This window comes from Metapseudomonas boanensis (assembly GCF_042232855.1).
In the GTDB taxonomy this organism is placed as follows: domain Bacteria; phylum Pseudomonadota; class Gammaproteobacteria; order Pseudomonadales; family Pseudomonadaceae; genus Metapseudomonas; species Metapseudomonas boanensis.
In genome coordinates, this window is record NZ_CP113889.1 from 5,217,489 (window position 1) to 5,233,134 (window position 15,646).

Consider the following 15,646-nt stretch of genomic DNA (forward strand, 5'->3'; position numbering starts at 1 on the left):
ACAACCGTTAGCTCATATGGTCAAATCGAGTTAATTGAAGGCATCGATCTTGCTTGTGGCGCAAACCAGCGCGCGTTCGAAACGGCGGAATGCTGACACATCGGTCGTTAGCAAGCCGGCAGGCAGGCAGGCAGGCAAGTAGCGAAGCAAAGCAACGGAGAAAACGCGGAAGGCCCCGTTCGCAAGCACAAATTCGGTATCCCTTTGCTCCTACAGAGACTCAAGTCCCGTCCGAAACCTGACGCAGGCAGAGCCAAAAGAAACGGGGTGAAGTGCCTGGCACTTCACCCCGTCAGGGGAGCTGGAGCTAATCAACCCGCCAGGATGAAGTCGCTCTGGTTGATGGTAGAGGCATCGGCAATACCCACCAGGGTGATGCTATCGGCGCCGATGGTGACCACGGTGCTGCCGGCTACTCCTGCGACGCCCACATTGGCGCCGAAGGTGGCCGCCGTGATCCCCAGGTTCTCGATATTGAGCCGGTCCTGTCCACCCACCGGATTGACGTCGAAGTCCGCGATCATGTCCTGGCCGAAGCCCGCACCGAACACGAAGATATCGTTGCCAGCGCCGCCGACCATGTAGTCGTTGCCGGTCATGCCGAAGATCGCGTCATGCCCCGCCCCGCCGACGATGGTGTTGTCCAGCGCGTTGCCCATGCCCACGTCGAAGTTGCCGGCGCCGCCGAAGAACAGCCCTTCGAGGTTCGCCCCCAACTCGAACACCGAGAGCGAGGTCGACACCGAGTCGATCCCGGCGCCGGCCAGCTCCAGGACCACATCCCCGGCCTCGGTCATCTCGTACATGTCGTTGCCCTGGCCGCCGGCCATGGTGTCGTTGCCCGCCCCCCCGATCAGCACATCATTGCCTGCACCGCTGACGAGGACGTTGTTCAGCGCATTGCCGATACCGGTGAAGTTGCCGCTGCCGCCGTAGAACAGCCCTTCGAGGTTCGGCCCGAGGACATAGGTCAGCAGCGAGGTCGACACCGTGTCATGCCCGGCTCCGCTCAGTTCGTTCACCACATCCCCGGCGTCGGTGACTTCATAGACATCGTTGCCCAGACCGCCGCTCATGGTGTCGGCTCCGCCACCGCCGATCAGCACGTCGTTGCCGCTACCGCCCACCAGGGTGTTGTTCAGCGCATTACCGCGGCCCGTGAAGTTGCCAGTACCGTCGTAGGTCAGGTTCTCGATATTGGCCCCCAGCGTGTAGCTGGCCAAGGTCGTTACCAGCGAATCCTGTCCGCCGCCGGCCGCTTCGATCACCACATCCCCGACGTTGTCGACGTTGTAGCCGTCATTACCCTGGCCGCCGGCCAAGGTATCGGCCCCGGCACCGCCGATCAGCACATCATTGCCGGCGCCGCCCACGATGACGTTGTTCAGCGCATTGCCGGTGCCGACGAAGTTGCCGCTGCCGCCGAAGAACAGCCCTTCGACGTTAGCCCCCAGGGTGTAGCTGCCGAGCGAGGTCGACACCGTGTCATGCCCGGCACTGCCCGCTTCGACCACCACATCCCCGGCGTCGGTGACTTCATAGATGTCGTTGCCCAGACCGCCAATCATCGCATCGGCCCCGGCCCCGCCCATCATCACGTCGTCGCCGCCATCACCGTTGAGGGTGTCGTCGCCCAGCCCCCCGAGCAGCGTGTCGTTGCCGTCGAGGGCATTGATCAGGTCGGCGCCGATAGTGCCGATCAGGTTGTCAACACCTGGCGTGCCAACGATCAGGGCGCCGACTACCGCCGTCACAGCAGACGCGAGCGAGTTGATCGTGCCGAAATCATCGGTGAAGGTGGCGATGACCCGCAGTTGCTGGCCGACCTGGGTCGCGGTCGGCGTGAAGCCACGGTTGGTCGCCCCGGCGATATTGGTGAAGGTGACGCCATCGCTCGAGGACTGCCACTGGTAGGTGAAGATCGCGGTGGTGAGGCCATCCGGATCGTCGATGGTACCGGGCGAGGCCGCCAGCGACAGCGACTGGGTCGGCGACATGTCGCTGATCGCCGGAGCGCCGGTAGCCGCGTCCGGGGCTGGGTCAGCCAGGATCGCTGCGCTCGGTGCCGAGAACGCCGTTTCCAGCACACCATTGGCGTCCTTGTAGATCGCCTTCACGCGGATCGACAAGCCGGCCAGGTCAGCCGTGGGTTTGAACCGTTCACCACTGGCACGCGAGAACGCGCCAGCAGCAATCGAGGTGATGTCGGTGAAGATTCCGGAACCCGGCGCGGTCTCTACTTGCCAGTAGTAAGACACCGGCCCGGTAACGCTACCACCTGGATTGTCGCCATCCGTGACCTGCGTAATGAAAGCCCTGAGACTTGAACCCACCTCAGGCGTCGCGTCATTGATCGTGACCTCACCCAGCGGTGAAGCATCCATTCCGGGAGTCAGGTCGAGCATGCCATCGGCAAACTGCAGTCGCTCGACATTGGTGAGACGGTCCACACCGTCACGGCCGGCTTGAAGGTCAGTCACTGTGACCGAACCATCGGCATTGAGGGCCACGTCGTACTCGGAGTTGAGTCCCGAGAAGACCGCAGTGTCGAAATCGGCCGCTCCCGTCAAAATCTCCCGCACGATGACCAACTGGCCGGCGTGGTAGGTGCCATTGAGCATCTGCGGCAGCATCTCGGTCATGCTGTTGAAGCTGGCGATTTCCGGCCCGCTACCATCCAGGTTCTGACGCACGCTGATGCGTACGTTCAGCCACTTGTCGCCGTCGATCAGGTCATCGCCGCCACGGCCCTCAAGGATGTCGCTACCGCTGCCACCCAAGATAATGTTGCCGCCATCGTAGAAGGTGACGCCGGCTCCCAGGAACTCCTGCAACCCTGCTATCAGCGCGATGTTGGTCAGGACGCTGCCCTTGGCACCTGCAGTGGGTAATGTCGTGGCATTGGCATTATCGCCCTGCAAAACATCGGCGAAGGACGAACCGGACAGCCCTTCGACGAAGTCGAAGCGCGTCAGCACCGAGGCACCGGAGCCCGGCACTAACGGTTGGTCGAAGAAGATACCATTGATATCGATGGTCACACCCTTGGTGTCATTCTTGAACGTGGCCCAGTCGTAGCCGGAAGCACCGATGTACCGGTCTCCCTGACCCGTACTGCCGGCCATGATGTCGTCGCCGCCTTCGGCATTGAACTTGTCGCCCTCACCGGCACCGATGTACACATCATTCCCGGCAATGGGGTCATTACCGGCAGGGTCGAAGTTGTCGCCCGGTGCCCCATCCGAGGTTCCGAACTCGATCCAGTCGTCGCCCTCGTTGCCCATGTCCTGCTCGTTGGCCTTGGACCCCAGGATGAAGTCGTTGCCCTGGCCACCGAAAGCCTCGCTGGCGTCTTCACCGGTGATGATGAAGTCGTTGCCGAAGCCGCCAAGGATCAGGTTGACACCGTTGCCACCGTGGATGACATCGTTGCCGTTGTCGCCCTTGATGTTGTCGTCCCCCCCAAGGTCCGTGATGATGTCGTCACCATCGCCCCCATTGAGGAAATCGTTGCCGTAGCCGCCATCGAGTCGGTCATCGCCGCCGTCCCCGTAGAGAGTGTCGTCACCTTCACTGGCGCGCAGGATGTCATTGCCCGCAGAACCACCGAGTACGACATGGTCCGGTCCGGAGTACTGGAGGTAATTGGTATCGGCGCCTGGCGTAGCCGGGTTGTCGCGGCTCACCAGCGCTAGCAATGGATCGACGCTGAGCGGGTCGGAATTACCGAGTATTCCGTCCGCGCCCGCCACGTCATCTGCAGTGCCCTGGATACCATCCAAACCTGGGTCATTGAGCCCTGTGTGCTGCAGTAGCGGATTGACCTCCAGCGTATAGGCCGGGGTCAGGAAGACGATGCCCGGGAGGTGGGTGGCTTGGGTATTCGCCATGATCAGCTTGGCGAAGGAGTTGCCTTCCAGCTCAGCGTTGAAGTTCAGGCCAGCGGTGCGCTCCAGGTAATAGAAGCGGTCACCATCCTGCAATTTCTCCAACTGGTTCTCGAACACGAAGTTGAAGGTCGAGCCGAGCATGCCGCCGAAGGGCGTGACCTTCTCGGCCAGGCCACCGATCCAGAAGTCGATGTTGTCGACCCCGGTCGTGGCTGCCGGTCCATTGAGGAAGTCCAGCCGGTCGGCTGGGGCGCCTGCCCCGCCGAGGACGATGGCGGTCGCTGCCGCACGCTTGTCGGCCAGCGTCGTGGCGCTGGTGATGGACGCGTGCGTGCCATAGGCCGCGATGAAGTTGATCACGGATTCCGCGTGCTTGAGATGCAGCACCAGGTCAGCCCAACTGGTGTAGGGCTTGAGGTTGATGTCGCCGGTCGCCTCATAGAACTGCGCACGCGCGTGGTTCAGTGAAGCCACGCCGGTGTCGCGGCCGCGGGCAATGTTCAGCGCCGCCAGGTCCAGTGGCAGCCCCACCAGGTTGTTGCGCAAAGCCTCGGTGACGAACTCATCGATCTCGTTGCCCACCGTTCGGGTCACGCCACGCACGATGGCGCTGGTGGCGTCTTCCGGAGTCAACCCACTGGCCGCGTAGGCCAGCGGGTTGAGGAAGGCAGCGATCAAACCCAGTTGCTGGTCGTTGGTCGGGTGCAACGGGTCGACCGTAATCGGATTGAAGCTGGCGTCAAAGCGATCGACCGTCTCGGTCAGCATCGAGTGGCCAAAACGGTAAACCGTGTGGGCGAACTCAGCGACGATCGAGGGATCGAGGTTCACGTCATAGACCTGGGTCGGCGCGAAGAACGGGTCGATGTTGGGCTGGATAGTCCGTGCAAACTCCTCGAACACCAGGTGCTGGTACTGCATTTCGGTGCCGAACTTCGCAGTCTGGAACAGCCGCTCGCCATTCCACAGCAGGGCATTGATCTCGGCCTGGGTGGTCGGGAATGAGGTGACGGGCGTAAGCAGCCACTCGTTGATGAAGGCCAGATCATTGCTGGCCAGCACCGTGCTCTTGGTCTGCTCGACCAGGCGATTGTGTTCGGAGTGGAAGATCGCATGCACGGCGGTCAGGCCGATGTTCTCGTTGACCCGGCCGTCACCGGCCATGTAGTGCGCATCCAGCAACTCGTTGTCATAGGTCCCCGCCGCCGGTGGGGTTCCGATGTTGATGATGGAGTCGAGGTCTGCCGTCAGGCCACCGGTAGGATCGGCGCTGTGGGCGATGTCGATGAGGAACTGGTGGCCAGTCCGCACTGCATCGGCCAGGTTGATACCCACGCCGCCATTGGCCGCCGGATCACCCTCCACCAGTACGTCGTCAGCGGTGCCAGGCAGACCGTCCGGACCGACCATCACCACCTGCGGGAAGCCGTTCGGCCCCTTGATGAAGTTGCCGTAGGCATCGGTCGCCAGCAGCGGAACGTCGAACACGTCGTCATCAGTCAGGTTGATCCCGAGGATGTCTCGGGCTTGGGCCTTGACCACTGCCCAGGTGGCCATGCCGCCGATTTCAACATCATCCGCAGTGCCGAACTGGCCATCAGCCCCCAGGTTGCGGTTGGTGATCAGCCCGCCGGTCGCCACCGGGCCATTCGGCGTCGAGATGTAGGCGCGGAGGAACACCTGGTGCGACGGGTGCGAGCTGTACGTCTGGTTCTGGTCGACGAAGGGCGAAGTAGTGTTCTCGTTCACCCCGGGCGCGCCAAGCTGGGTGGCGCGGGTCAGGACCATGAAGTTCGTCGGGCTGCCGGGAACGAAACGCGGGTCATCAGGCTGCAGAGGAATGAATACATTGCCACTGCCACCCTTGGTCACCAGGTCCAGGCCATGGTCGAAGAACTGACCAAAGAAGGTCATCCAGGCGTTGAAGGGTGCGGTCAGCCCGCCGTCCGGAGCGATGTTCGGGATGAAGTTCACCTGCTGGTCATCCGCCGTACCGAACAATCCGTCCAGGCCTGGACTGGTCACCAGGGTCGAACCATCGGTGCCCAACGCCGCGGCCACTACCGCCGGATTGTTGTTGGTCTGATCGACGATCAGATTAGAGATCGTGCGCGGATCGCTGTCCACCACGTCTACGGCGGTGTTGTAATCGGTATTGGTCACACCCAGGAAAGCGGCTTCGTCCAGCTCGTTGGTGAACTCCGCCGGCAACAGCCGCGGGAAGCTATTGTCCGCAGCGCCGAACTGGCTCTGGTCGATCCCGGAGAAGTTCACCAGGTTGTTGAATTCACCCGTGACGGTACGCAGACCGGCCGACGCCCGTACGTTGGGCACCAGCGACAGCAGGTCGGCGCCTGCTGCATGGGCTTCGGCGATGCGAATCTGGGCAAGGATGAAATCCAGGTCGGAACGCACCAGTTGTATGCCCCGCCCGCTTTGGGTAACGCCCGGCCCCGGGTCGACCGCTAGCGTCGGCGGGGGTGGAGTGAACGGGTCGACTGCCGCCGTGGGATCGGAGAACACCTGCTCGGTTACACCGTTGGCATCCTGATAGACGCCCTTGACCCGGATCGCCAACCCGGCAATGTCCGGAGTAATCCTGAAGCGTTCACCGTTGGCGCTCTGGAAGGCCAGGTCGCCTGCCGGTGCAGCGACGATATCCTCAAAGATACCCGTGCCCGGCGTGCGTTCGACCTGCCAGACATAGGTCACGTTGGTGAGGGTGCCCCCCGGATTGTCAGCATCGGTCACACCCGCGTTGGATACGGTCAGGAAGTCACCGACCTGGAACGTGCCACCATTGGTGTCGGTGATCGTCAGCTGACCGACCGGCTCGGCGTTCAAGCCTGGAACCAGCACCAGCGCACCATCGGCGAACTGGATGCGCTCGATGTTGGTCAGGCGATCCGAGCCATCGCGTCCGACCACCAGGTCGGTTACGGTGAATGAGCCATCACCATTGTCGACCACGTTGTACTCGGAATTGAGCCCGGTATAGTTCGCAGTGTCGAAGTCCACATTACCGGTCAGCACTTCTCGCACAGCGACCAGTTGACCGGGGTTGAAGGTGCCGTTCAGCATTTGTGGGATCAGGTCCAGCATGCTGTTGAAGGAGGCGATCTCAGCCCCGGTACCATCGGCATTGGCGCGCACGCTGATACGCACGTTCAGCCAAAGGTCGCCATCGATCAGGTCATCGCCACCACGCCCTTCGATGATGTCACTGCCGCTGCCGCCGAGAATGATGTTGCCGGCGCCGAACTGGTCGTCAGCCGTTCCGGTGATGCCGTCCGCACCGGCGGCCGCCGTGCCGAGGAAGGCGCGCAGGCCATCGACCAGGTCGAGGTTGCTCAGGATATTCCCGGTGATCGTGGTACCGGCAAGCAGCGCTGCGTCGGCATTATCGCCACGCAGGATGTCTGCAAAATCGGAACCTGAAAGCCCTTCCACCTCAGCGAAGCGATCGAAGATCGAAGCCGGGGACTGAGCGACAGGGAAGGCAATGTGGTCGCCCACTTCGCCAATGCCGAGGAAGTTTGCCAGGGTCAGATCAACAGTGACGCCCATGTTGTCGTTCTTGTAGGTAACCCAGTCGAAGCCGGACATGCCATCCATCTTGTCCTGGGCATCACTGCCGACAAAGATGTCATCACCACCTTCGCCGATGAACTCATCGAAGCCGCCACCTCCGATGAAGACGTCGTTACCGACCAGCTCGTCAGCCAACAACGGGCTGAAGTTGTCGCCCGGAGCACCATCCTGGGTGCCGTTCTCGATCCAGTCGTCGCCCTCGTTGCCGGTGGGCGGCAGGCTGGTCTTGGCGCTGTAGATGAAGTCGTCGCCGCGGCCGCCAAAGGTAGTGGACATGTCCTCGATGGTGACGATGAAGTCCTTGCCGTCGCCGCCAAGAATCAGGTTACCGGCGCCTGCCGCCATCATGTTGCCGACTTCGATCACGTCATTGCCTTCGCCACCTTCGATACGGTTGTCACCGCCCGCATCGGTGAGGATGTCGTCGCCGGCGCCGCCCATGATGACGTCGTTTCCGTAGCCACCTTCCAGTTGGTCGTTGCCGCCGTCGCCGTAGAGCGTGTCGTCGCCTTCGCTGGAAAGGATGATGTCATCGCCTTCGGTGCCAGCCAGCACCACATGGTCAGGCCCCGTATAGCGCAGGTAGTTGGTATCTGGCCCGACCGTATCCGGATTGTCGCGGATGACCAGCGGGGTCACCTCGACACCATTGATGAGGATGCCGCCGGTGGGGTCTGCACGACCGTCGACACCGAGGCCGGTATGCTGCAGCGCTGGATTGACCTCCAGCGTCCAGGTGGGTGTCGAGAAGATGGCATTAGGCAGGTGCGTGACATCAGTGTTGAGCATCACCAGCTTGGCGAAGGAGTTGTTTTCCAGCTCGGCACCGAAGTGCAGCCCTGCGGTCCGTGACAGATAGTAGAAACGATCGCCGTTCTGCAGACTTTCCAACTGGGTCTCGAAGACGAAGTTGAAGGTGGAACCGAGCATGCCGCCGAAAGGCATTTTCTCTTCAGCCAACCCACCAATCCAGAAATCGACCTGGTCCAGGCCGGTGGTGGTCACGCCATCCGCGCCGCTGGCCCAGGCACCGGTGCTGTGCAGGAAGTCCATACGGTCCAGCGGCTCGCCGGCGCCGCCAAGCACCAGCAGGGTCGCTGCGGCGCGCTTCTCGGCCAGGGTGGTCGCATTGACAATGCTGGAATGGGTGCCGTAGGCGGCGATGAAGTTTATCAGCGACTCCACGTGCTTCAGGTGATCCGCGAAGTCCACCCAACTGGTGTAGGGCGTCAGCTGTTCATCACCGGTCATGCGGTAGAACTCACGACGCGCGGCGTTCAACGAAGGAACACCGGTATCGCGCCCACGGGCGATGTTCAGCACGGCCAGGTCCAACGGCAGCCCCACCAGGTTGTTGCGCAAGGCCTCGGTGACGAACTCGTCGATCTCGTTACCGACCTGGCGGGTCAGCCCGCGAACGATGGCGCCGGCCGCTTCCTCTGCGGTCGGGCCGCTGGCGGCAAAGGCCAGGGGGTTGAGGAAGGCGGAGATCAGGCCCATCTGCTGGGCATTCGTCGGGTGGAGCGGGTCAGTGAGAACCGGATTGAAATTGACATCGAAGCGATCCACGGTTTCCAGCAGCATCGAGTGGCCGAAGCGGTAAACCGTATGGGCGAACTCGGCGACTATGGATGCATCGATGGTGGTGTCGTAGCCATTAGGTGCGAGGAACGCATCGACTTGCGGCTGGATGGTACGGGCGAACTCCTCGAACACCAGGTGCTGGTACTGCATCTCGGTGCCAAACTTGGCGGCCTGGAACAGACGCTCGCCGTTCCATTGCAGGGCGGCGATCTCAGCGGCGGTGGTGGGGAATACAGCCGGTGCGGTACCCGGCATCAACCAGGGGGTCAGTTCGGCCAGGATCCCAGAGGCGAGCAGTGTGCTCTTGGTCTGCTCGACCAGGCGGTTGTGCTCGGAGTGGAACACGTGGTGCACGGTGGTCAGGCCGATGTTCTCGTTGACCCGGCCATCGCCGGCGATGTAGTGCGCGTCCAGCAATTCGTTGTCGTAGGTTCCTGCCGGTTGCGGACTGCCGGCGTTGATCACAGTGTCGGCGTCGGCCACCAGGCCACCGGTGGGATCGGCGCTGTGGGCGATGTCGATGAGGAACTGGTGGCCGGTGCGCACGGCATTGGTCAGGTCGAGCGGGGCCAGCCGGTTGCCTTCCACGAGAACATCATCGGCAGTACCAGCAATGCCATCGAACCCCTTCATCACCACCTGCGGGAAACCATTCGGGCCCTTGATGAAATTGCCATAGGGGTCGGTGGCCAGCAGCGGCAGATCGAATACGTCGGCATCGGTCAGATTGATCCCGAGGATGTCGCGGGCCTGGGCCTTGACTACCTTCCAGGTGGCCATGCCACCGATCTCGACGTCGTCGGCCGTACCGAACACCCCGTCGGCACCGAGGTCACGGTTGGTGATCAGCTTGCCGGTAGCTTCCGGCTGGCCAGCCGCGTTCAGCTCATACGCGCGCAGGAACGCCTGGTGCGACGGGTGCGAGGTATAGGTCTGGTTCTGGTCGACGAAGGGCGAGGTGGTGTTCTGGTTCAGGCCCGGCCCGCCGAATTGGGTGGCGCGGGTCAGCACCATGAAGTTGGTCGTACCGCCAGGTACGAACAGCGGGTCGTCCGGCTGCAGCGGAACGAACACGACATCGTTGCCGCCCTTGGTCACCAGGTCCAGGCCGTGGTCGAAGAACTGCCCGAAGAAGGTCATCCAGGCGTTGAAGGGAGCGGATAGCCCGGCATCCGGCGCAACGTTCGGGATAAACAACGTCGAGGTGTCATCCAGAGTGCCAAAGATCCCGTCGAGACCGGGGCTTGCCACGGTACTGGAACCGGGTGTCTGCGCAGCTGCTGCCACAGCCGCCGGGTTGTTGGCAGTGAAGTCGACGATCAGGTTGCTGATGATCCGCGGCTGCGGATCGAAAACTGTGCCGCTGGTCTGCGCATAAGAGGTCGTCTGGACACCGGGGACGAAGGGGTTGTCACCCGCCGTTCGGAACACAGGATCGAGCAACCTCGGGAAAATGTTGTCTGCCGCACCAAACCCACTCTGGCCAAACAGCAGATTGTTGAATGAGCCATCGATGGTACGCAGTCCGAAGGGCACCTGGACATTCGGCAGGAGGTCAAGGAGGTCCTCGCCGTTCGCATGGGCCTCGGAGATGAGGATCTGCTGCAGGATGAAATCCAGGTCCGACAAGTTGAAGTTGGCCATTTTGCTGTTTCCTCATTTCCAAGCACACAAGGACCCGCGCGTGGCTGCCGGCATATGGCGCCACGTTTCGATTCTTATTGGGGGCTTTCAGGACACCGGCTTTGCTGCTGCGAAGCTCACACGCTCAGGTTGATCAGCGCAGGCCAGGCTCTCCCCTGACGACACCGCTAGAGGTTCAGCGGTCCGGCGGCCCGTGAATGGAAGTAAGGTGACTGGCGGCTGGCGGAGAAGCCTTCCGGAGGGTCAGACGCAAGACGGTACACATGGTGTTCTCCCTAGCTTTTATCCCCCCCGGACCAATGCTGCAGAGCCCTTAAATGCAGCCGACCCACATTTGAAATAATTTCTTACATAAGTGACTAAAGTTTCGCCAGAAAAGACTGTCAAGAGACCGTCAAATCACCAAATTCAAGGCAATTAGTGACATCAAGCCATTGATTAACAATGACTTGCGAATGAAACATATACTTACAAAAATGATGAAATGTGAACTATTCCGCTCTCAAGAGGCCCGATCAGTGGGACAGACCCATACTGAAACGCGCGGAATAGAGCCATCCCAAAAGACCAACCCCACTAGTCAGCTATTTGACACCGCCCGGAGGACGGAGCCAGAACTTGCCATTTTTGAGGTGCTGGTCTAGCAAAATCGCCAAAAACATGGCCCTCTGCCTGCTCGACAGCCCCCTTAATCCTCTCGCGGCGAAGGCGCAGGTCAAAGGGGATTGAAAACGGCTTGCCCGAAGGCAACTTGCTCGCGCCCTTCAATTACGGGCATAAAAAATGCGGTGCTCCGCGGGCAGGCGGATCACCGCAAGGGAGGAGACAGCAATCTGACGAAGTCGTTAGCAGTGAGCGTGATGTGCCCGACCCGGTCGATCTGGATATCTGCAGCAGTGTTGTTGACGTTACCCTCCACGTGGATGTGATCGATTCCCCCAGTTACACCCTTGAAACCTGAAACCTGAAACCTGAAACCTGAGCTTTGCCTGTTCGCAGAAATGTCTGCCAGTAGCATCTCAATCCTCCAGAAAGTTGAAGTCATGGTTGACGATCAAACCAGTTGCAGATTTCTGGACATCAGGTCACTGCCGACTCCACCGACCAAGACATCTCCGGCGGACCACTCGGGCACTACGTTCTAGGCTTAGTGCATTCATCGAGTCAGGCAACCAGCATGCCGCAAGCATTGGAGCCAGAGCGGCCGAACACCGCCCCACCATCGAACTCGTAGCCCGTGATGTGCGGGATGACAAACTGATCTGCTGCAGCAGCGAGCTAGTATCCTCCACATCAAACGCGAAGCTTCTCAGGCTATGCAGGCAGCTACCCCCTACCCTGATTCGGGCTGGCTACAGGGTTCGAGTAAAAGCATCAAGGAGATCAGCGAATGCCCATAGATGCGAAGGTCGAACCAAATCAGCTGACTTGCGGCCGGGGCTCTGACCCGACCTTGGTCCAATCCCCCCCTGGACCAAAGCCAGGACGGAACAGCAGCTGGTGGCGCCGCTTGTGCAATCGTGCAGGACGCCTGAAGCGCTCCACCCAATTCGCGATCGCGGCCGGCTTCATCCTGAGCCTGACCATGTCACTGGTCGGCAACCTGGTCGGCCAGCGCATCGAACGCGCCGCCGTGCAATCGGCAGCTGAGGCCGGCGCGCTTTACATGGAGAGCTTTCTGGAACCCTTTGTCCAGAACCTGGCTACCACCGGAACAATTCCTCCCGCCAGCGCTGCCGCCATTGATCAATTGCTGCAGAACAGCTCACTGAACCGCCATGTAGCCTCCGTGAAGATCTGGAGGCCCGATGGCACCGTCATCTACAGCACCGACAAATCGATGCTGAACCGTCAGTTCCCCACTGACGAGATTGACGAAGCCTTGCAAGGCCGGATCGTGACTGGGCTGGAGGATCTGGAGCAGGATGAGAACGTCTTCGAACGCAGTCTCGAAGTGCCGCTCTACGAAATCTACGCGCCCCTGCGTGAACACGGGACGGGCAAAGTGGTTGCAGTGGGCGAGTTCTACGAGCATGCCGACAGCCTGGAGCAGGAAATCAACACCGTGCGCCTGCAGGTCTGGGCCGTGGTTGGGTCGGCCACCCTGGCGATGCTGGGTTTGCTGTTCTTCGTGGTACGCCGTGGCGAACGCATCATCGACCAGCAGCAGGTAGCGCTAAAGCAACGGATGGTCGAACAGGCAATCCTGCATGCGCAGAACGCCCAACTGCAGCGCAGCATCACCAGTGCCAACCTGGAGTTTTCGCGGGTCAGCGAGCTGACTCTGCGGCGTCTCGGTGCAGACCTGCATGACGGTCCGGCGCAGTTGCTGACGCTGATCCTGGTGAGGATCGATGAACTGGCCCAACTCCGCGATCGCCTGAAGGAGCATGGGGAAGAGCTTGAGGGCGATGCATTGGAAACCATCAGGAAAGCCGGCCAGGATGCATTGCGTGAGATTCGTGACATTTCCCGCGGACTGGCCCTGCCGGAGATCGGAGAGCTCAGCCTCGAGCAGTTACTCCATCTGCTGGTACAACGCCATGAACAACGCAGCGGCACCTTTGTCGAACTGGACTTGGGGCCACTGCCGACGCAGGCTTCCATGTCACTGAAGATCTGCCTCTACCGATTCGTCCAGGAAGCCCTCAACAATGCCTTCCTGCATGCAGGAGGCAAGGGCCAGCGAGTCTCGGCACACCTGGCGAAAGGAGAGCTGGTGGTATGCGTGAAGGATGCTGGTGCCGGCTTTGCGCAAACGAGCACCGCCGAGGAGGAGCACGGCCGCAGGCGACTTGGCTTGGTGGGTATGCGGTACCGTGTGGAAGCCTTGGGCGGCACTTTCCAAATCGACTCCCGCCCCGGCGCAGGAACTCAGGTCACTGCACGCTTCAAGCTTCCCACCACTGAATCCGAAGCCCTGTAGCCGCTCTAGTCCGGCTTCTCCTGTGCATCGTGATCCGCCGACGGAGCACCTTCGACTTCCCACTGCCGGCGTGCGGCAGTAACCGCCTCCACGCGATTTCGTGCGTGCAGCTTCTGCATGACATTGGTCATGTAGTACTTGACCGTCTTCTCACTGAGACCGAGCTTGTTGGCCACTTCACGATTGGTCAGGCCCTGGGCCACCTCGCGGATGATCTGTTCCTCGCGATGGGTCAGCTCGATCCGGTGCCGCTCATGCTCTTGGAGCTGTCTCAGGCGGTTCAGCAAGCGGCTGGCGAAAGCCGGGGTTATGAAACTTTCGCCTCCCGCGACTTTCCGGATTGCCTGTACCAACTCCGGCCCGCTAACGCCTTTAAGCACGTAGCCTTGAGCCCCCGCTTCCAGCGCTGCGTAGGCATCGTCCTCGCACTCGGATACCGTCAGCATCATGACCCGCACCCCAGGAGCGGCAGAGCTGATGGAGCGAATGGCGCCAAAGCAATCACCCGGCATGTTGACATCCATCAGCAGCACATCCGGGGCGAAGCGTACGGCAATGTCGACTGCATCATCGGCACAGCTACCTTGCTCCACCACCTGGAAGTCCGAAATGCGCTTGAGCGCCGATACCACCCCCTGCCGCAGCAACGGATGGTCATCAACAATGCCGATCCTGATCTTGGCGACCAAGGCCAAATCCTCAAGGCTGAACAGGCTTGCCCCCCGCACCAACAAGAACGCATGGGGCGCTGATTCAGTATTAGCATCAACGCCGCCCCCAAGCTGCGACCAAGCGGCACATGACGTCGGACGAGGCTCTTTTCCGACCAATCGCGCGGGCCATTGCGGCCAAACGTCAGCCAGCCCTGAAAAAATCGACGAAAGCCCCTACGCCTGTCGCCCACCAACTGGTAAAACATCTCTCAGCACGCTCCGGAGACCGCGCTGACGCTATGTCCGGCCAAACGCACGACCGACTGATCGCCCCCTACCCGCCGCTGCTCGAACAGCCAGTTCAACTCACCCTCGCCGAATTGCACGCCTCGCTCGACGCCACCATGGCGCAACACCGTGGCGGGCCAGTCTGGCTGTTTGCTTACGGGTCGTTGATCTGGCGTCCGGAGTGCCCAGCCGTCGAAAGTCGCCGCGCGCGCATTCATGGCTACCACCGGGGCCTATACCTCTGGTCGCAGCTCCATCGCGGGACGCCGGAAACCCCCGGCCTGGTGCTGGGCCTCGATCGCGGCGGCTCTTGCGCTGGATTTGCTTATCGCCTGCCCGAAGAGGGGCTGGAACAACACCTCTTCGCCCTCTGGCAACGCGAGATGCCCGACGCCGCCTATCAGCCCAAATGGCTCAACTGCCAGTTGGCTGGCGGGGCAAAAGTGCAGGCACTCGGCTTCGTCCTGCGACGTGAACTGTCCTGCTATGCCGGCGCCCTGCCCGACCATGTGCTGCGCCTGGTCTTCACCCACGCCAGCGGCCATTACGGTAGCACCCGCGATTACGTCGAGAAGACCGTCAACAGCCTGCGCGCACATGCGATGCCGGATCGCAAGCTGGAAGATGCCCTTGTGCGCTGCTGCAAACAGGGCGTCTTCAGCTTCACTTGAATCGCACTCAACCTTCGCTGGTGCGATGCGTGAGGATGTTCAGCACTACGCCGTAGGGATCGCGAACGAAGAAGCGCCGCACGCCCCACGGTTCGTCGATGATCCCGTAGAGAATCTCCAGCTGCGCCGAACGTGCCCGCCGGTAGATCAGGTCGACGTTGTCGACCTCGATGGACAGGTCCGGTACCGGCGTGCCGGAGCCACCCTCTTCCGCCACATTGAGCTGCGGCACGGTGCTCGCGCCGGAGCCCAGGGTCATTATCCAGCCATGATCCATCACCAGATCGAGCCCAAGCAGTTTCTGGTAGAACTCGCGGGCGAGCTCCGGATCAGGGACGGCGATATTGGCCACGATGCGTAGGACGGTCATGGGCGCTCCGGCTTGTCGAAAGTGCTTGG

6 protein-coding genes are annotated in these 15,646 nt (G+C 61.3%); 2 read left to right on the forward strand and 4 right to left on the reverse strand.

Annotated features, from left to right (window positions below):
• Window positions 1-311 precede the first annotated feature (311 nt).
• Both OXH74_RS24305 and OXH74_RS24310 read right to left on the reverse strand, forming a co-directional pair.
• Window positions 312-10,709: a peroxidase family protein gene (locus OXH74_RS24305; protein WP_375739226.1), complete on the reverse strand. Its 10,398-nt coding sequence runs from the start codon at window positions 10,707-10,709 to the stop codon at window positions 312-314.
• A gap of 808 nt (window positions 10,710-11,517) precedes the next feature.
• Window positions 11,518-11,727 carry a hypothetical protein gene (locus OXH74_RS24310; RefSeq protein ID WP_375739227.1) on the reverse strand — a complete coding sequence of 70 codons (210 nt, stop codon included), beginning with the start codon at window positions 11,725-11,727 and terminating at the stop codon, window positions 11,518-11,520.
• A 372-nt stretch (window positions 11,728-12,099) separates the two neighbouring features.
• Between OXH74_RS24310 and OXH74_RS24315 the strand changes: the two genes are divergently transcribed.
• Window positions 12,100-13,635 (forward strand): sensor histidine kinase, encoded by a 1,536-nt coding sequence (locus OXH74_RS24315; protein WP_375739228.1) that lies wholly within the window; start codon window positions 12,100-12,102, stop codon window positions 13,633-13,635.
• A 5-nt stretch (window positions 13,636-13,640) separates the two neighbouring features.
• Here OXH74_RS24315 and OXH74_RS24320 read toward each other — a convergent pair whose 3' ends face one another.
• Window positions 13,641-14,324, reverse strand: coding sequence for a response regulator (locus OXH74_RS24320; protein ID WP_375739229.1), 684 nt, complete (start codon window positions 14,322-14,324; stop codon window positions 13,641-13,643).
• A gap of 263 nt (window positions 14,325-14,587) precedes the next feature.
• Between OXH74_RS24320 and OXH74_RS24325 the strand changes: the two genes are divergently transcribed.
• Entirely contained in the window at window positions 14,588-15,247 is a 660-nt protein-coding gene (locus OXH74_RS24325) for a gamma-glutamylcyclotransferase (protein WP_215373459.1), read from the forward strand.
• A gap of 7 nt (window positions 15,248-15,254) precedes the next feature.
• Here OXH74_RS24325 and OXH74_RS24330 read toward each other — a convergent pair whose 3' ends face one another.
• Window positions 15,255-15,617: a VOC family protein gene (locus OXH74_RS24330; protein ID WP_215373461.1), complete on the reverse strand. Its 363-nt coding sequence runs from the start codon at window positions 15,615-15,617 to the stop codon at window positions 15,255-15,257.
• Window positions 15,618-15,646: the final 29 nt, after the last annotated feature.

Coding starts and splice junctions, on each gene's coding strand:
- OXH74_RS24310 (WP_375739227.1), bottom strand. CDS start 11,727: ATGCTACTGGCAGACATTTCTGCGAACAGGCAAAGCTCAGGTTTCAGG.
- OXH74_RS24325 (WP_215373459.1), top strand. CDS start 14,588: ATGTCCGGCCAAACGCACGACCGACTGATCGCCCCCTACCCGCCGCTG.
- OXH74_RS24305 (WP_375739226.1), bottom strand. CDS start 10,709: ATGGCCAACTTCAACTTGTCGGACCTGGATTTCATCCTGCAGCAGATC.
- OXH74_RS24330 (WP_215373461.1), bottom strand. CDS start 15,617: ATGACCGTCCTACGCATCGTGGCCAATATCGCCGTCCCTGATCCGGAG.
- OXH74_RS24315 (WP_375739228.1), top strand. CDS start 12,100: ATGCCCATAGATGCGAAGGTCGAACCAAATCAGCTGACTTGCGGCCGG.